Origin of the sequence: Agrobacterium sp. LY4, assembly GCF_001526585.1 — a bacterium.
In the GTDB taxonomy this organism is placed as follows: Bacteria; Pseudomonadota; Alphaproteobacteria; order Rhizobiales; family Rhizobiaceae; genus Agrobacterium; species Agrobacterium leguminum.
Genome location: NZ_ASYA01000001.1, coordinates 821,104 through 837,994, shown reverse-complemented (window position 1 = coordinate 837,994; position 16,891 = coordinate 821,104). Strand labels below are relative to the sequence as shown.

At 61.3% G+C, this 16,891-nt stretch carries 15 protein-coding genes; 6 read left to right on the top strand and 9 right to left on the bottom strand.

Annotation, left to right across the window (positions count from 1 at the left end; all coding sequences use genetic code 11):
• Window positions 1-59 precede the first annotated feature (59 nt).
• The 3 genes from L904_RS04130 (at window position 60) to L904_RS04120 (ending at window position 2,930) form a co-directional block, all read left to right on the top strand.
• Window positions 60-506: a MarR family winged helix-turn-helix transcriptional regulator gene (locus L904_RS04130; protein ID WP_003522235.1), complete on the top strand. Its 447-nt coding sequence runs from the start codon at window positions 60-62 to the stop codon at window positions 504-506.
• 102 nt (window positions 507-608) lie between these two features.
• The gene (locus L904_RS04125) at window positions 609-1,031 is read left to right on the top strand and encodes a YciI family protein (RefSeq protein ID WP_003522234.1); all 423 of its coding nucleotides are present in this window, start codon (window positions 609-611) and stop codon (window positions 1,029-1,031) included.
• Between the two features lie 384 nt (window positions 1,032-1,415).
• Window positions 1,416-2,930 (top strand): ABC-F family ATP-binding cassette domain-containing protein, encoded by a 1,515-nt coding sequence (locus L904_RS04120; RefSeq protein WP_031234495.1) that lies wholly within the window; start codon window positions 1,416-1,418, stop codon window positions 2,928-2,930.
• A 23-nt stretch (window positions 2,931-2,953) separates the two neighbouring features.
• Here the strand turns inward: L904_RS04120 and L904_RS04115 are convergent, their stop codons facing one another.
• The 3 genes from L904_RS04115 to L904_RS04105 all read right to left on the bottom strand — a co-directional run bounded on the left by L904_RS04115 (window position 2,954) and on the right by L904_RS04105 (window position 4,589).
• The gene (locus tag L904_RS04115; protein ID WP_020813118.1) at window positions 2,954-3,715 is read right to left on the bottom strand and encodes an RES family NAD+ phosphorylase; all 762 of its coding nucleotides are present in this window, start codon (window positions 3,713-3,715) and stop codon (window positions 2,954-2,956) included.
• Window positions 3,675-4,058, bottom strand: coding sequence for an MbcA/ParS/Xre antitoxin family protein (locus tag L904_RS04110; protein ID WP_020813119.1), 384 nt, complete (start codon window positions 4,056-4,058; stop codon window positions 3,675-3,677). The genes L904_RS04115 and L904_RS04110 overlap by 41 nt, the downstream gene beginning before the upstream one ends.
• Before the next feature lie 108 nt (window positions 4,059-4,166).
• Window positions 4,167-4,589, bottom strand: a complete 423-nt coding sequence (locus L904_RS04105; protein WP_003509379.1) for an organic hydroperoxide resistance protein — start codon at window positions 4,587-4,589, stop codon at window positions 4,167-4,169.
• Between the two features lie 192 nt (window positions 4,590-4,781).
• Between L904_RS04105 and L904_RS04100 the strand changes: the two genes are divergently transcribed.
• On the top strand, window positions 4,782-5,240 hold the full coding sequence (locus L904_RS04100) for a MarR family winged helix-turn-helix transcriptional regulator (RefSeq protein ID WP_020009598.1): 459 nt from the start codon (window positions 4,782-4,784) through the stop codon (window positions 5,238-5,240).
• A gap of 197 nt (window positions 5,241-5,437) precedes the next feature.
• Here the strand turns inward: L904_RS04100 and L904_RS04095 are convergent, their stop codons facing one another.
• Complete coding sequence (locus tag L904_RS04095) at window positions 5,438-6,163, bottom strand: L,D-transpeptidase (RefSeq protein WP_020812491.1); 726 nt, start codon at window positions 6,161-6,163, stop codon at window positions 5,438-5,440.
• A 155-nt stretch (window positions 6,164-6,318) separates the two neighbouring features.
• Complete coding sequence (locus tag L904_RS04090) at window positions 6,319-7,227, bottom strand: L,D-transpeptidase (protein ID WP_020812492.1); 909 nt, start codon at window positions 7,225-7,227, stop codon at window positions 6,319-6,321.
• Between the two features lie 167 nt (window positions 7,228-7,394).
• On the opposite strand from L904_RS04090, the gene L904_RS04085 reads away from it, so the two are divergent.
• Both L904_RS04085 and L904_RS04080 read left to right on the top strand, forming a co-directional pair.
• Entirely contained in the window at window positions 7,395-10,121 is a 2,727-nt protein-coding gene (locus tag L904_RS04085) for a heavy metal translocating P-type ATPase (RefSeq protein ID WP_020812493.1), read from the top strand.
• 153 nt (window positions 10,122-10,274) lie between these two features.
• Entirely contained in the window at window positions 10,275-11,057 is a 783-nt protein-coding gene (locus L904_RS04080) for a glycosyltransferase family 32 protein (RefSeq protein WP_020812494.1), read from the top strand.
• 85 nt (window positions 11,058-11,142) lie between these two features.
• Here L904_RS04080 and L904_RS04075 read toward each other — a convergent pair whose 3' ends face one another.
• From L904_RS04075 to L904_RS04060, 4 genes are all read right to left on the bottom strand, one after another.
• A complete protein-coding gene (locus L904_RS04075) occupies window positions 11,143-12,108 on the bottom strand; it encodes a S9 family peptidase (protein WP_020812495.1) in 966 nt (321 codons plus the stop codon).
• A gap of 172 nt (window positions 12,109-12,280) precedes the next feature.
• Window positions 12,281-13,906, bottom strand: a complete 1,626-nt coding sequence (locus L904_RS04070) for a cisplatin damage response ATP-dependent DNA ligase (RefSeq protein ID WP_031234359.1) — start codon at window positions 13,904-13,906, stop codon at window positions 12,281-12,283.
• Between the two features lies 1 nt (window position 13,907).
• The gene (locus L904_RS04065) at window positions 13,908-14,924 is read right to left on the bottom strand and encodes a ligase-associated DNA damage response exonuclease (RefSeq protein WP_020812497.1); all 1,017 of its coding nucleotides are present in this window, start codon (window positions 14,922-14,924) and stop codon (window positions 13,908-13,910) included.
• A 309-nt stretch (window positions 14,925-15,233) separates the two neighbouring features.
• Window positions 15,234-16,763 carry an MDR family MFS transporter gene (locus L904_RS04060; RefSeq protein ID WP_031234360.1) on the bottom strand — a complete coding sequence of 510 codons (1,530 nt, stop codon included), beginning with the start codon at window positions 16,761-16,763 and terminating at the stop codon, window positions 15,234-15,236.
• Window positions 16,764-16,891 lie beyond the last annotated feature (128 nt).

Here is a 16,891-nt window from a genome sequence, read left to right as displayed (position 1 = left end):
AGTCTGCGGGGCATCAAGTTCCGCTTGACTAATTAGGTTGATATCAACATATTTATCCCATGTCAAACGCCAGCGTGATTCCTTTTTCGACAACTCTTTTCGTGCGGGATGCCTGTCTGTGCCTGCATGCGCAGCGCGCCGCACGGGCATTGGCGCGGTTGTTCGACAATGCGCTGAAGCCGGTGGGCATCACCAATGGACAATTTTCGCTGCTGATGTCGCTCAACCGACCCGAGCCGCCACCGATGGGACCGGTCGCCAATCTTCTGGCCATGGACCGCACGACGCTGACGGCGGCGCTGAAGCCGCTGGAGCGGCGCGGGCTGGTCAGCATCGAGCAGGACCCGAAGGACAAGCGCGGCAAGCGGCTGCGGCTGACGGCGGACGGCATGGCCGTGCTCGCCGCCGCCTTCCCCATCTGGGAACAGACCCATGCCGAAATCGAAGCCCGCATCGGCAGCGGCGACCCCGACCGGCTGCGCCGCGACCTTATCGACCTCGGCTGAGAGAATTGACGGCATGGCGCCACTTTTGTCGGCGACAATGTCATCCGGCCGTCGTGCCGGGGAGCGACACTACGAAGAAAGCGCAATCAAGGAGGAATGATCATGCGTGCAATCGTTTTTGTAAAAGCCACCAAAAGCAGCGAAGACGGCGTCATGCCCACGACCGAGCTGATCGAGGCGATGGGAAAATTCAACGAGGAACTGGTCAATGCCGGCATCATGCAATCCGGCGACGGCCTGCACCCCTCCTCCAAGGGCAAGAGGGTTGTGTTCGACGGTGACAGCCGTACGGTGATCGACGGCCCCTTCCCGCACACCAACGAGCTGGTCGCCGGCTTCTGGATCTGGACTGTGAAGGACATGGACGAGGCCGTGGCCTGGGTGAAACGCTGCCCGAACCCGATGCTGGAGCGCAGCGAAATCGAAATTCGCCCGATGTTCGAAATGGAAGACTTCGGCGACGCCGTAACGCCGGAAATCGCCGCGCATGTGGAAGAACTGCGGGCGCGTGTCGCGAAGCAATAAAGGCCGCTCAGGCGAGCGCCGGATTAAAACGGGAGGGTGCGGGCTTGCCGCATTCTCCCCCACCGACTGCCGCTGCAAAAGCCGTTGCCTCGAACAACCGCCGCTGTTAATGGTGAAGCGGTTCAACCCGTTTCAAGAAAGGAGGCTTCGCATGGATATTTCCTGCTTCTGGCGCAATCGTCAGCTCTGCCACCTTTTTGCCCTGCAGACGCGTTTGCAGGGCTGACCGGAACACCAACACTCTGGTTTGCCCAAAAGGCCGCGCAAAATGCAGCTTGTCTGCCGTTGCGCATGTTTTCACGACGGATCCCCCCGAACCGAAACCCCGTACTGCCTGTGGCAGACCACGGTTCGTCACGGGTCCGTCTTGCCAGAGACGACTTCATGACCATCATCACGCTTCGAAACCTCGGAATCATTCTGGGCAAGCCGCTTTTTTCCAATCTCAGCCTCACGGTGAATGCGGGAGACCGCATCGGCATCGTCGCCGCCAATGGCTGCGGCAAATCCACCCTTTTCCATTGCCTTTCCGGTGACATGGAGCCCACCAGCGGCGATATCACCCGGCTGCGCGGGCTGACGCAGTCCATCGTCCACCAGCATCTGCCCGCCCCGCTGATGGAACGGACGATGCGGGACGCCGTGCTTTCCGCCCTGCCGGCGGACACGATCGACAGCGAGAGCTGGCGTGCCGACATTATTTTCGACGCCATGCTGGTGCCGGAGCCGTTCCGCGAGCGCCGCCTGAAAGAGCTGAGCGGCGGCTGGCAGAGGCTTGCCATGCTGGCGCGGGCATGGATCACCGAGCCGGATGTGCTGCTGCTCGACGAGCCGACCAACCATCTCGACCTCGAAAAGATCAACGTGCTGGAAAATTGGCTCGGTGAATTGCCGCGCGATACGGCTGTCATCATCGTCAGCCATGACCGCGCCTTTCTCGATAATGTCACCAGGAGCACGCTGTTCCTGCGGCCGGAAAATTCGGCGCTGTTCCGGTTGCCCTATGGCCACGCACGGGCGGTGCTGGAAGAAGAGGATGCCGCCGATGAGCGGCGTTTCCAGCGCGACATGAAAACCGCCCAGCAATTGCGCCGTCAGGCCGCCAAGCTCAACAATATCGGCATCAATTCCGGCAGCGATCTTCTGACCGTCAAGACCAAGCAATTGCGTGAGCGGGCGGAAAAGATCGAGGAAAAGGCGCGGCCCGCCCATATCGAGCGATCCGCCGGCAAGATCCAGCTCGCCAATCGCGGCACCCATGCCAGGGTTCTGGTCACTCTGGAAGATGCACCGGTCTCGACGCCGGACGGAACAGTGCTGTTTCGCACCGGCCGGCAATTTATCCGTCAGGGGGACCGCATCGTCATTCTCGGCCGCAACGGCGTCGGCAAGACACGGCTGATGTCGCTGCTGCAGGCGGCTGTATCGGGTGCAGGCCAGATACAGGAGGGCATCAAGGCCACGCCCTCGCTGGTGGCCGGATATGTCGATCAGTCGCTCGCCGAGATCGATGACGACAGCACGCCCGTTTCACTGCTGTCCCGCCGCTTCGACATTGGCGACCAGCGCATCCACGGCCTGCTCGCGGGCGCCGGGATCGACATGGAAATGCAGAAACGTCGCATCGCCGCCCTTTCCGGCGGGCAGAAGGCCCGGCTTGCCATGCTGGCGCTGCGGCTGGCGGAGCCGAATTTCTACCTGCTGGACGAGCCCACCAACCATCTGGACATTGAGGGGCAGGAAGCGCTGGAGGCGGAAATCATCAGCCGCGAAGCCAGCTGCGTGTTCGTCTCGCATGACAGGAGTTTCGTGCGGGCTGTCGGAACCCGCTTCTGGCTGATCGACAAGCGCAGGCTGGTGGAAGTCGACGATCCGGAAGGGTTTTTCGCCTCGGCCTGATGGTCTTGAAAAGCAAACGCCCGTCAGCCCAAAAGGCTGGCGAGGCGTGGATCGCCGGCGAAATCCAAAATCGCAAAACCCGTTCTGCGCATCGGAAATTCGCAGAGCGCCTGCACCCCCGTTTTCGACAGGTGGATACGCCAGCTCATCCGTTCCACCGGTGTCTTGGCGGCAAAAGCCTTCGGCGACAGAACAGCGATGTTGAGGCCGCCGGCGGGGTCGCGTACCGAGCGATAGAGGATAGCCTCGATCTTCGCCAGACGCGCCTGATCGGCCAGCGCCTGGCATGGCTCGTAATTCTGCAGATCGGTCCACAGGCGAGCATCCCGGCTCAGTTCCGGTTTCGTCAGATTGAGTGCGGCATCGGTGGCGATACGGGCGGCGAAAGCGGAATAGTCGGCGGGATTGGCGGGCAGCGGCGTGCCCGGCGATTCGGCATAAAACAGCAGCCGATAAAAGGCCATTTCGGCCAGCGCCGTCTCCACCTTCTGGGCGGCGTAATAAACGCCTTCGGTATAGCCCGCGCGGCGGAAGCGCGAACCATGCGGATAGGCGGCTCCATACCGGAAGGGCGTGGCGAGAAGATAATCGAAACCGGCGCATTCCGGCGGAAACGGCCGCTTGCTCGTCTCCAGAATATCTTCCAGCAGAGATTGCTCCTCCACCGTATCCACCAGTTTCATGGTGGAAACCTGATGCTGCGCCTCCACCAGCCGCCAGTATTTTCCCGATACGGTGCGTTTTTCAGACAGGAGCGCGGCGGGCGTCCAGATAGGAGAGGACATCGATCAATCCGGTAATGGTGGTCAGTTTGTCGGCAGGCACGGCGTTCAGCGCAACATTGTGATTGCGCAGCCAGTTTTTCGCCACGGCCTCATCGCCGCCGGCAATCGCATCCAGCGAGCGGAAAACCCGGATCAGCAACACCGCAAGCTCGAAGGATTTGGCGCCCGGCTCCAGAAGGAAATCGAGCCGTTTCATGCGCGACACGGTGGGGGCGGAAACGCCGAGAATATCGGCCGTGCGCGCGGCATTCAGGCCCAGCCGCTCGGCGGCGGCGATAACGGCCTTGGTGACGACCCTGCCCTGCGAGGCAGGATCCATGGCGCTCTTGGCGTGAATATTCATTGCGCATATCCTTTCCTTGGAAAGAATATAGCATTTTTCTTTCTGAAAACAAGAAGGCCGGGATGAACCCGGCCTCATTGTTCAGATAGCTTACTCACGCGAATTGGATCAGGCCACCGAGACCGGCACTTCCGTGGAGGTGCGCATGGCGTGGCTGTACGGGCAGACGATGTGAGCGGCGGCAACCAGCTTTTCGGCGACTTCGCGCTCGACGCCCGGAATATTGGCCTTCAGCGACACTTCGATGCCGAAGCCGCCGCCATCTTCGCGCGGGCCGATGCCGACGGTTGCCGTCACAGTCGTGTCTTCAGGAATCTTTACCTTTTCCTTGCCGGCGACAAATTTCAGCGCGCCCAGGAAGCAGGCGGAATAACCGGCTGCGAAAAGCTGCTCCGGATTGGTGCCACGGGCGCCATCGCCGCCCAGCTCCTTCGGAACGGTCAGCGTCACGTCGAGAACGCCGTCTTCCGACTTGGCGTTGCCGGCGCGGCCACCGGTGGCGGATGCTTTGGTCGTGTAGAGAATGGGCATGACATTTACTCCTTCGGGTTGGTGTTGGGCATCTTATAACGCACAATTAAATTGTGCGCAATATAGTTTTGCGCATTGAATGAAATTTTGTTTTTTGCGATAATTTTCACGAAATTTCGCCGCGCATCCATGCGGCAGGAACCGAAAGCGGGGGCTGATTGTTCCCTTCCCGGTTGATTTTGGAGCAGGAAAATGGACGCAGAGGGCGACGAGAAGAAGATGGAAAGCCTGTTGAGGCTGGACCAGCAGATATGTTTTGCCCTTTATGGCGCGGCACACGCCTTCACACGCGCCTATAAGCCGCTGCTCGACCCGATCGGGCTGACCTATCCGCAATATCTGGTGATGATGGCGCTATGGGAAAAAGAGACATCCACCGTCAAGGCGCTCGGCGAAATGCTGGGCCTCGATTCGGGCACGCTGTCGCCGCTGCTGAAGAGGCTCGAACATGCGGGGCTGATCACCCGCAAGCGCGGCACGGTGGATGAGCGGCAGGTGCTGGTGGCCCTGACGCCGAAGGGCGCGAACCTCAAAAAAGAGGGCGTGAAGATCATGGCGGCAATCGGCAGCGCGACTGGCTGCGGGCTGGAAGAGCTGGTGCAGATTCGCGACCGGGTGAATGCGCTGAAGGACAGTCTCAGCCGGCCCTAACCCTCCGGCAAGTCACAAGGGCTGACAATCTCTCTTCCGTCATGCTCGGGCCTGTCCCGAGCATCTGCAACGTATTGATTTAGTGCGACGTGATTAGATCCTCGGGACGAGCCCGAGGATGACGTCGAGTATGGGGACAGGTTTTCCTTAAATTAAAGGCGGCACAGGGCCGCCTTTTTATTCGAAGCGTTTTCGGCTTACTGCCAGACCACCACACGCGCCTTCTGCGGCACGCGGTCGTAAAGATCGATGACGTCCTGGTTCATCAGGCGCACGCAGCCGGAAGAGACGGCCTTGCCGATGGAGTTCCATTCCGGCGAACCGTGCAGACGGTAGAGCGTGTCCTTGCCGTTCTGGAAGATATAAAGGGCGCGTGCGCCGAGCGGGTTCTTCAGGCCCGGCGGCATGCCGCCGTTCTTGGAGGAATATTTGACCAGTTCCGGCTGGCGGGCGACCATTTCGTCCGGCGGGGTCCATTTCGGCCACTTCTGACGCCACTGGATGACGCCCTCGCCCGACCAGGCGAAACCTTCGCGGCCGATGCCGACGCCGTAACGCATGGCGCTGCCGCCCTGCTCCACGACATAAAGGAAGCGCGAACGCGTGTCGACAACCACGGTGCCGGGACGTTCGCCGGTCGGGTCGACAACCCGCTGGCGGTAATAACGGCGGTCGATTTTCTGATAGGGGACGGCGGGAATGACGTAACCGCCATCCTCAACCGAGCCGTACATGACGGCCAGTTCCGCATCGCTGACGCCCGGCGAGAACATCTGCCGGAAATCGCTGCCGATGGCGCTTGCCTGCTGGCGAATGGCTTCTCCCGTGCCCGACGAGGCGCAGCCTGCGAGAAGCGAAGCGGAGGAGATGCCGAGAAGGGAAAGGAAGGTGCGTCTGGAAAGATCTGTGTCGGTGCTTGTCATAAGGCCGGTTTGTCCCACATTTCGAACGGCTATATCGCCGTTGTACGTCATTTGTTCCATGTCATGCGTATTGCGAAAATAGTTAACCGACCGCTAAAAGCCAGTCACAAGGCGCTGGCGGAATGGGTCCAATATCTCTTTCTTTTAGAAAGTGTTCAGATAACCACAATCTGCGCCCCTTGCGGCACACGCTCGTAGAGATCGATCACATCCTGATTGAGCATGCGCACGCAGCCGGAGGACGTCGCCTTGCCGACGGATTGCCAGTCCGGCGTGCCATGCACGCGGTAAAGCGTGTCCTTGCCATCCTTGAAGATATAAAGCGCACGCGCCCCGAGCGGGTTGTTGAGACCGGGCGTCATGCCGCCATTGGCGGCGGAGATGGAGGCGAGTTCCGGCTGGCGCTTGACCATTTCATCGGGCGGCGTCCAGCGTGGCCATTTCGCCTTCCACTGGATCTTGCCCCGGCCCGACCAGGCGTAACCGTCGCGCCCCAGCCCAACGCCGTAACGGATCGCCTTGCCGCCGGACTGCACGAGATAGAGAAAATGCTGTCTGGTATCGACGATAATGGTGCCGGGGGCTTCCGCCGTCTGGTAGCTCACTTCCTGCCTGAGATAACGCGGATCGATGCGGCCATAGGGAATGGCCGGCAGCGAGCGGTCCTCATCGCGGATCGGGCCATACATGACCCGGTGCAGCGGATTGGAGACAGGCAGGCCATAGGCCATCGCCTGGCCCTGCGGCTGCTGCGCGTTAAAACCCTGCACCTGCGGCGCATTGAGGCCCTGCCCGCGCACCGGCGGGCCGTATTCCTGATGGAAGCGGGTTCTGAACAGATCCGGCGGGCGCGTCGAAAGCTGGCCCGGCTGCGGCGGCAGTTCCGGCTGGCGATTGGAGCTGACGGAGTTGAAATTGAATACCGGCGCCGTTTCCCTGACGAAAACACCCGGGTCCATCCGGGTCGTATCCGTCACGAAAAGGCAGCCGCTCATGAGAGGCAGCAGGGCAAGCCCGACCAGAGAGGCCGCCCGGCGACCGTTTTTCAAAAGGAGTGCTATCATCTGAACCGCTTCATGGAATCCAATCTGACGGCATGATGAACCGTGCGGCTGGCGCGAAGCTGGCGTCGGTTTTTCAAAAAAAATCGAAAAACCGCATTTTTGCTCTTGAAGCTCTAGTTGCTAGAGGTGCGAGATTGACCGTCGACTGGAATTCAGGAGCGGAAACCATGAATATTTCGACAGGCATAAACATCAAGGGCAAAGACGGCGAGCAACTGACCTTCTCCGTTGGCGGCATGGATTGCGGCAGCTGCGCGGCGAAAATCGAAACCGCGCTTTCCCGCCTGCCGGGCGTTGCCGACGTCAAGGTTTCCGTTGCGCGCGAAAGGCTGAACCTTTCGCTGGCCGAAAGCAAAACCTCGGTCGAAAAAATCGAAGACACGCTGCGCAAGCTCGGTTTCAAACCCGCCTTGCTGCCGCAGGAAAAAGTCTCCCGCGCAAAAGTCGAGGCGGATCATCACGGCCACGACCATGATGACCACGATCATTCGTCCTGCGGCGGCCACCATGCCGATACCGGAGCGAGCGCCGACAACAGCAATGCGCTGACCTTTTCGGTCGGCGGTATGGATTGCGGCAGTTGCGCCGCCAAGATCGAGACGGCGCTCTCCCGCCTGCCCGGCGTTGCCGACGTCAAGGTTTCCGTTGCGCGCGAAAGGCTGAACCTTTCGCTGGCCGAGAGCAAAACCCCGGTCGAAAAAATCGAGGACACGCTGCGCAAGCTCGGTTTCAAGCCGGCCCTGCTGCCGCAGGAAAAGACCGCGCGAGAAAAAGCCGCAGATCACAATCACGATCATGACCACGGATCATGCAGCGGCCATCACCACGACCATGACCATTCAGATCATGACCATTCCGCGCACGATCACGCGTCCTGCGGCGGGCATGATCATGACCACTCCAAGCATGACCATTCTGGTCACGATCATTCCGGCCACGACCATGCGGGCCATTCGCATGGTTCCGCTCCGGCGGCTGCAGCCCAGAGCGCGGAAGTAGGACATGCCCATGGTGCGGATGAAAAAGGCGCGTGGTGGCGCACCGCAAAGGCGCGCAACACCTTCACAGGCACCGTTTTGGTCGCCATCGCCTATGCGGCGGAACTGAGCTTCCCGGCATGGGGCGGTTACGCCTTCATCATCGCCACGCTGGTCACGCTCTTCCCCATCGCGAAGAACGCTTTCAACGCCGCCCGTTTCGGCGCGGTCTTCACCATCGAAATGCTGATGACGATTGCCGCCATCGGCGCGATCATCATCGGCGAGGCGGAAGAGGCGGCCATCGTCGTGTTGCTCTTCTCCGTCGGCGAATTGCTGGAAGGTTTCGCCGCCGCCCGCGCCCGCTCGGGCATCAAGGCGCTCGGTTCGCTGCTGCCGAAAACGGCTCTGGTGGAGGAAAACGGCGCGCTGCGACAGGTCGCGGCCGATCAGGTGCGCATCGGCCAGGTGGTCGTGGCGCGTCCCGGCGACCGTATCGCCGCCGATGGCGTTGTCATGGAAGGCCAGTCGAGCGTCGACGAATCGCCGATGACCGGAGAGAGCATTCCCGTCGCCAAGGAAAAGGGCGCGCGCGTCTTTGCCGGCTCGATCAACCATGACGGCTCGCTGCGCATCCGCGTCGACCGCGCGCCGGAAGACAACACCATTGCCCGCATCATCACGCTCGTCGAGGAAGCGCAGGATGCGCGTGCGCCGACCGAGCGCTTCATCCAGAGCTTCTCGCGTTATTACATGCCGCTGATCGTGGCGATCTCGGTGCTGACCATCATCGTGCCGCCGCTTGTCGGCCTCGGCGACTGGGATACCTGGATTTATCGCGGCCTTGCCCTGCTGCTGATCGGTTGCCCCTGCGCGCTGGTCATCTCGGTTCCCGCGGCCATCGCCTCCAGCCTTTCGGCAGCGGCACGCCATGGCATGCTGGTGAAGGGCGGCGCGGTCATCGAAATGCTGGCGCGCACCGAAACCGTCGCTTTCGACAAGACCGGCACGCTGACGCTCGGCGAACCTGTCGTGACCGACGTGGTGGCGCTTGACGGCAACGAGGCCGAGCTGATTGCGCAAGCCGCAACCATCGAGCACGAATCGAGCCATCCGCTCGCCCGCGCCATCGTCAATCATGCCGAAAAGAGCGGCGTGAAGCCCCTGCCCGGCTCCAACATCAAGGCGATTTCCGGTCGCGGCATGCAGGGCAATGTCGGCGGGAAAGACCTGTTCATCGGCGCACCGCGCTTTGCAACGGAAGTCGGCACCCTCTCGAAGGAACTGGCCGATCGCATTTCCGCACTGGAAAGCGAAGGCAAGACGGTGGCTGTCGTGATAGTCGGCGGGGCGGCAAGCGGCCTCTTCGCCATGCGCGATGAGCCACGTAAGGATGCGGCGGAAGGCGTGAAAGCGCTGAAGGAAATGGGCATTTCCTCGCTGATGCTGTCGGGTGACAATGCCCGCACGGCGCGTGCCATCGGCAACAAGCTGGGCCTTGAGGCGCGCGGCGAACTGCTGCCGCAGAACAAGGTCGAGGAAATCCGCAAGCTTGCCGAAAAGAAGACCGTGGTGATGGTGGGCGACGGCATCAACGATGCGCCGGCCCTTGCGGCGGCCAGCGTCGGCGTCGCCATCGGTTCCGGAACCGATGTAGCGATGGAAGCGGCGGATGCGGCGCTGATGCGCAACAATGTCGGCGACGCCGCCCGCCTGATCGGCCTGTCGCGCGCCACCATGCTGAATATCCGCCAGAACGTGACCATCGCGCTCGGCCTGAAGGCGGTCTTCCTTGTCACCACTGTAACCGGCGTTTCGGGCCTGTGGCTCGCCGTTTTCGCCGATACCGGCGCGACGGTTCTGGTCACCGCCAATGCCATGCGGCTGCTCGGCTATTTCAACCGCAACAAGGGCTGACATTCCATTTGCGTGCAAGACGGCCGGGTCTCGTCAATCGAGGCCCGGCCGTCTCATTTACGGCATATTGACAAACTAATTGCGTCCAATAAATACCGCGTACCGCCGTTTCCACGCGCGTGACAATCGATTCCACGCGCAGGAGCGCTGAACTTGGCAAAGCATGGCTATAACCGCATCGCGTACCGCGCGATCAAGATCGGTGGAAACATCGCCAAAGTCATCTTTTCCATCGATTTGTTCATCCGGCCCGGCAGAAGAAAAACGCTTCCGCAGTATCAGCCTGCCAGACGCAGCCCGAAATCGGAAAAGGCCATTCCCCGCATCATCTGGCAGACGAATTACTCCAACCGGGTAACGACGCCGATCTATGCGAATTTCCTGTTCAACCGTTGGCTGACGCCGGAATTCGAATATCGCTACCATGATGACGAGGCGTGCCAGACCTATATCGACCGGCATTTTCCCGGACGTTACGCCGACGCCTTCCGTCGCCTGCAGGTGGGCGCCGCCAAGGCGGATTTCTGGCGTATTCTGGTGCTGCTGCAGGAAGGCGGCATCTATCTCGATATCGATTCCAATTTTGCGGCCCGCCCCGAGGATGTGATCGGCCCGCAGGAAGAGGCCGTTTTCATCGCCATGAAAAGCGGCGAGATCACGAATTACTTCATGGCCTCCAGGCCCGGCCACCCGGCGCTCAGGCTGATGGCCGACCGTATTTCCCAGAATATCGAAGACGGAACGCTCGCCAGCGTCTACGACATGACCGGCCCGACGGTGGTGCATGCCGTCGTCAAGGAGCTCGGCCTGCCGGTTCGCAATTACCGCGAAATGTGCACCCAGGGTCAGTTCACCAACAAGCGCGCCCAATATGCCGATAAAAAAGACGGCGCATGGTGGGCGGAGCAGGCCAAGACGTCCATCGTCAAGAACTAGGGCATCTCCGGTACGTGCGAAGCGGTTTTAGCCGAACGCGCTCCTGAACCTCACGTGTCCCCAAAACAGCGGCACAGTCTGCATTTCAGACGAAGGCGTTGAAAAGGCGGATGCTTTCCTCCACCGCATGCGGCACCACGCCGTTATGGGTACCGGGCAACAGCTTCTTGTCGACCTTGAAGCCGGATGTCAGGGCGCGATCCACGAAAAGCTGGTGATCGGCATCGAAAGGCCGCTCCTCCGTGCCGCGCAGAAGCAGCGCCGGACATTTGAGGCTGGGGCCGAAACAGACGGAGGAGCGCATGATGAATTCGCGCTCGTCGGTCTCGTCGAAACAGATCTCGTCGCTATAGCGGTTGAAATAACGCCAGGAATTGACGCCGGCGGAAATGGGTGCTGCGGCGCGGAACCTGCGGCTCATGGCGGCCAGAAGCGTCAGCGTGCCGCCATTGGAATGGCCGGCGATGAAGAAGCGGTTTCTGTCGATGCCGGGAAGATTTTCCAGATAGGTGGCCGCCGCCAGCGCATCCGCCGTTTCGTCGTAGAAACCGGAATAATTGCCGTTCTGGCCGTTTTCACCACGGAAGGACGGCAGAAGCACGACATAACCCGCTTCCCAATAGGGCTTCATCAGCGCCCAATGGCCGTCTCCGGTGGCGTTGCCGCCATGGAGGAAAAGCACGGCGGGTTTCAGCGTTTTTGACGGCTGGTAGTGGGAGAGCCAGGCGACAAGTTCGATGGAGCCATCCGGTCCGCCGGGATAGGTGACACGTTCCGCCCCGGGCGGCGTGCCGAGCGCCGAGGATTTTTCCGGCGCAGCCATTTTTCGCAAGAGATGGGTGTGGAACCGTTTGCGTGCCTCCGCATAATCCTGCCGCTCCAGCGGCAACACCTCGGGCGCGGCAACGCCCGCTTTCGCGCGCAGCGGTAAAAATGCGGCCGCTGACAGCCCCATGGCGCCGGCCAGCAGGCTTCGCCGCGTCAGGCTCGGCAAGATGGTGCCGCTCTCTTCCTGTCCGAAGGCTGAGGAAAGAAAGCGTTTGTCTGCCATATGGTCACCTGAAGGGATGGTTGTAACAGCAGTTCAACACTGCGGCGGGAGGCTGTCCAATCACGGATTCGCGAATGACAACAATGTATTCGCAGCCATCATGGCAATTTCTGGACAGCGTCTTCCCCGTTCCTGTGCCTGCCACGGAGGATGAGGAGGCGGCCAAGGCACCCTACCCCTCGACGCCATCGATCATCGCCACCAGTGTCGAGAGCCTGTCCGCCTCCGCCGGCAGCTTGTCGGCGCGCAGCCGCGCAATACGTGGGAAGCGCATGGCGACGCCGGATTTGTGGCGGGTGGAACGGTTGATGCCCTCGAAGGCCACCTCCAGCACGAAACCGAAATCCGGCGTGGCGCGCACCGCCCGCACCGGGCCGAAACGCTCGACCGTATTGTCGCGCACGAACTTGTCCAGCACCTCCAGCTCCGCATCGGTGAAGCCGAAATAGGCCTTTCCGACAGGCACCAGCTGTTCGCCGTCCTCACCTTCCGCCCAGACACCGAAGGTGAAATCGGAATAATAGCTCGACCTTTTGCCGTGGCCGCGCTGCGCATACATCATCACGGCGTCGATATTATAGGGATCGCGTTTCCACTTGAACCACGGCCCCTTGGCGCGGCCGGCCTGATAGGCGCTGTCGCGGCGCTTGATCATCACACCCTCGATCACCGGATCGGGCGGGGCGGCGCGCAGCGTGTCGAGTTCCTGCCAGCTGGAAAACCCGATCAGCGGCGAGAGGTCGAAACGATCATGCGGGGCGTGCTCGATAATATCCGAAAGGCGGACGCGGCGCTCCATGTAGCTTTCGGCGCGAATATCGCTCTCGCCATCGAACAGCAGGTCATAGGCGCGGATGAAGGCGGGATAATCATCCAGCATCTTCGCTGTCACCGTCTTGCGGTTCAGCCGCTGCTGCAGGTCGGAGAAGGTGCGGGTGAGATTGTTGGACCGCGCAGTGCCGCCGATCAGCAATTCGCCGTCCATCACGCCTTCGAAATCGATCGCCTCCAGAACATCGGGAAAGGCGCCGGAAATATCGTCGCCGGAGCGGGAATAGAGTTTTCGCGTGACGCCTGCGCGGGACAATTGTACGCGAATGCCGTCCCATTTCCATTCGGCGGCATAGTCGGCCGGATCCAGCGCATCGAGATCGCCATCGGAAACCGGCGTCGCCAGCATCACCGAATGGAAGATGGCGGGCGTCGCCAGTACCGGCCGCCCGGACTTCCCCTCAAGCCACGCGAAAAGCGGCGTATAGGGCGGCGTCAGCCCGTGCCAGAGGGTCTCGATTTCGGTGATGTCTTTCCCGGCGAAATCCGCCAGCGCCTGCCGTGCCAGCCGGGCCGAAACGCCGATGCGCAGGCTGCCGGTGGCGAGTTTGAGGAAAGCGAAACGCGAGGACGTATCGAGCCGGTCGAGCAGATCGCGCACCGCGCTGCGCACCTCCGTGCGGCCGAGTGAATTCATCAGTGTCACGACATCGCCGAGGCGCGGGTCCTGCGCCTCGGCGTCATCCGCGCCGCCGATATTGCCCCAGACCAGCGAAATGGTTTCGGCAAGATCGCCGACATAGTCATAGGAATAGCGAAACAGCACCTCGTCCATCCGCTCCAGCACCAGCTCGCGCAGCAGGGCGGGCTTGACGCTTTTCAAATCCAGCGTGCCGGCAATCGCCGCCAGCCCGTAACCCCGGTCGGGATCGGGCGTATCGCGGAAATAATCGGTCAGCAGCTTCAGTTTGCCGTTACGCGAGGGAGTGAGAACGAGGCGGTCGAGCAGCGTGGCGAAGGCTTTCATCTCAATCCCCCTCATCCTCGTAGCCGACAAGATGCAGCGGCTTGGCGGCAATGCCCTGCAATTGACACCAGCGCACCAGCGCCTCCTCACGGCCATGGGTGACCCAGACGGCCTGCGGGGAAATTTCCGTGATCGTCTCCAGAAGTTCCGGCCAGTCGCAATGATCTGATATCACCAGCGGCAGCTCCACGCCGCCCTGTTTGGCGCGTTGCCGCACCATCATCCAGCCGGAAGCGAAGGCGATGAGCGGTTCGTTGAAGCGCCGCGCCCAGCGTTCCTGAAAAGCCGAGGGTGGACCGACGACGATGGCGCCCTTGAAGGCGGAAGGATCGCTTTTTTCGAGCGTTGCGGGGCGCAGATCGCCGAGATCGATGCCCTGCGAGACGTAATAATCGCAAAGCCGCGCCAGCGCGCCGTGAATATAGATGGGATCGGAATAACCGTTGTCGCGGAGCAAGCGGATGACGCGCTGCGCCTTGCCGAGCGAATAGGCTCCGACAAGATGGGTCCGTTCGGGAAACTGTTTGATGGAGGTGAGCAGCTTGCCGATTTCCACGCGCGGCAGCGGATGGTGGAACACCGGCAGGCCGAAGGTGGCCTCGGTGATGAAGACATCGCAGGGCACCGTCTCGAAGGGCGCGCAGGTGGGGTCGATGCCGCGCTTGTAATCGCCGGATGCCACGATGCGCAGGCCATTCATTTCCACCGAGATTTGCGCCGAACCCAGCACATGGCCGGCGGGATGGAAACCGACGGTGACGCCATTCACCTCCACCCTCTCGCCGAATGCCACCGCCTGCTCGCTGCCGCAAAAATCCTCACCGTAACGGATACGCATGATATCCAGCGTCTGGCGCGTGGCCAGCACCGCGCCATGGCCGGCGCGGGCGTGATCGGAATGGCCATGCGTGATGAGCGCCCGCGCCACCGGGCGCACGGGATCGATATAAAAATCGCCCGCCGGACAATAGAGGCCCTTGGGCGTGGAATTCAGGAGCTGTTCCGGCTTCATATTCATTGAGATAGGGCCGCCCGCGCGAATGTAAAGTGCTGCGAGAATAACGCGGAACGGGCGTTAAATTTCCAGTGTCGGTGTTTTTGTTTTACGGGACCCATGGTGGTGAGACGCATTGCACGGCCCCTCCTTTCCCTCATTCCTGTGCTCGTCACAGGAATCCAGCCAACGCGCGTCCGCGCGGTGGGAAGAGTCTTTTCAGCCCAAGGACTTGGGCTGGCTGGATCCCTGTGACAAGCACAGGGATGAGGGTATGGTGAGCAACGTGAACAAGGTGCGTCAATCCCATCGCACCGTCTTAGGTGACAGCTCTTACTCCCCCGCCCCTTCCGCCGGCTTTGCCTGCACCGCCGCCGGCAGTCGCACCGGTTTCAGCATCAGCGCCGCCGCAAGGCCGATGGCGGCGGTTGCCGCTGCGGCGAAGAAGAGCGGCGTAAACGCATCAGAATAGAGCGAGGCGACGGCGGCCTGCGAGGCGGCGGGGAGTTCGGAGAGCATTTTCGGCGTCAGTTCCTCGATCTTGCCGACACCGGGAATATCGACCGCCACGCCCTTGAGGCTCGACGATACGATGGCGCCATAGACCGAAATGGCAATGGCAGCACCACCCATGCGGGTCAGGGTCACCGCGCCGCTCGCCGCACCGATATCCGCCTTGGGTGCGGAATTCTGCACGCCGATGATCGGCGCCTGCTGGCCGAGACCGACAGCAAAGCCCTGTGCCAACATGAGGACCGCAATCACCCAGAGCGGCGTTCCGGCATGCATCTGCGTGAACAGCAACATGGCGACGAGGTTGATGGAAAGACCCGCCACCGAGAAGGGCTTGTAAACACCGGTGATCGAAATCAGCCGTCCCGCCGAAAGCGAGCCCATGACGATGCCGCTGGTGACGGCGATGAAGAACAGGCCGGCATGGGAGGGCGAAAGCCCGGTCGTGGTCTGCAGGAACAGGGCATAATAATTGACCATGCCGATACCGATGCCGCCGCTGGTCAGCGAAACGATCATCAACAGCGGAAAGGTGCTGTCCTTGAAGAGCCTGAGCGGCACGACCGGTTCCGGCGCGCGGCGTTCCACCTGCACCCAGAGAAAAGCGGCGATGACGGCGAAAGCGATGATGCCGAGGCTGGGGCCTGCGATCAGCGAGCCGAACAATTCGCTGCTGTCTGCCCAGAAGACCACGCTGGCAATGGTGGCCGCCAAGAGGACCGCGCCGAGATAATCGATCTTCGGCTGGCGCGCCGGGCGGCGATAGGGCAGCATCAGCGCCAGACCTGCAATGACGATAATGCCAAGCGGCAGGTTGATGAGGAAGATCGACCGCCAGCCGAACAGGTCGCTCATCGTGCCGCCGAGGATCGGGCCGACGCTGCCTGACGCCATGATGGTGAGGCTGGAATAGCTCTGGTAGCGGGCGCGCTCGCGCGGTTCGAACAGATCCGCATTGACGGAGAAGATCGACACCATGATGCCGCCGCCGCCAAGCCCCTGCAGAACGCGGGCGGCAATCAGCGAATCCATCGACCAAGCCAGACCGCAGGCGAGCGAACCGAGCGTGAAGATGACGACCGCCGCGATCATCACATATTTGCGGCCGAACAGATCGCCGAGCTTACCATAAACAGGCATGACCGCGCTGGTCGCCAGAAGATAGGCCGAGCCGATCCAGCCGAAACGCTCCAGCGCGCCGAACTCGCCGACGATGGTGGGCAGTGCTGTCGATACGATCTGGTTATCGAGGGTCGCCATGAACATGGCCAGCATCAGGAACAGAAAGACGATAAGCCTGCGCCGATGATCCGACACAAGCGGCGCCACGGGGGCGGTGGACATATCCATGAAAAATCTCGTTGGCTTCCGGCAGTTTTGCTGCGACAATTTGTGTGCTATCAGCATATATATGTCAATGGCAAGTTTTTGACATCTGTGTTAATGCCGCTAAATGTGATCGGAAAACAGCATCGAAA

Coding starts and splice junctions, on each gene's coding strand:
- L904_RS04130 (WP_003522235.1), top strand. CDS start 60: ATGTCAAACGCCAGCGTGATTCCTTTTTCGACAACTCTTTTCGTGCGG.
- L904_RS04125 (WP_003522234.1), top strand. CDS start 609: ATGCGTGCAATCGTTTTTGTAAAAGCCACCAAAAGCAGCGAAGACGGC.
- L904_RS04120 (WP_031234495.1), top strand. CDS start 1,416: ATGACCATCATCACGCTTCGAAACCTCGGAATCATTCTGGGCAAGCCG.
- L904_RS04115 (WP_020813118.1), bottom strand. CDS start 3,715: ATGTCCTCTCCTATCTGGACGCCCGCCGCGCTCCTGTCTGAAAAACGC.
- L904_RS04110 (WP_020813119.1), bottom strand. CDS start 4,058: ATGAATATTCACGCCAAGAGCGCCATGGATCCTGCCTCGCAGGGCAGG.
- L904_RS04105 (WP_003509379.1), bottom strand. CDS start 4,589: ATGCCCATTCTCTACACGACCAAAGCATCCGCCACCGGTGGCCGCGCC.
- L904_RS04100 (WP_020009598.1), top strand. CDS start 4,782: ATGGACGCAGAGGGCGACGAGAAGAAGATGGAAAGCCTGTTGAGGCTG.
- L904_RS04095 (WP_020812491.1), bottom strand. CDS start 6,163: ATGACAAGCACCGACACAGATCTTTCCAGACGCACCTTCCTTTCCCTT.
- L904_RS04090 (WP_020812492.1), bottom strand. CDS start 7,227: ATGATAGCACTCCTTTTGAAAAACGGTCGCCGGGCGGCCTCTCTGGTC.
- L904_RS04085 (WP_020812493.1), top strand. CDS start 7,395: ATGAATATTTCGACAGGCATAAACATCAAGGGCAAAGACGGCGAGCAA.
- L904_RS04075 (WP_020812495.1), bottom strand. CDS start 12,108: ATGGCAGACAAACGCTTTCTTTCCTCAGCCTTCGGACAGGAAGAGAGC.
- L904_RS04070 (WP_031234359.1), bottom strand. CDS start 13,906: ATGAAAGCCTTCGCCACGCTGCTCGACCGCCTCGTTCTCACTCCCTCG.
- L904_RS04065 (WP_020812497.1), bottom strand. CDS start 14,924: ATGAATATGAAGCCGGAACAGCTCCTGAATTCCACGCCCAAGGGCCTC.
- L904_RS04060 (WP_031234360.1), bottom strand. CDS start 16,763: ATGGATATGTCCACCGCCCCCGTGGCGCCGCTTGTGTCGGATCATCGG.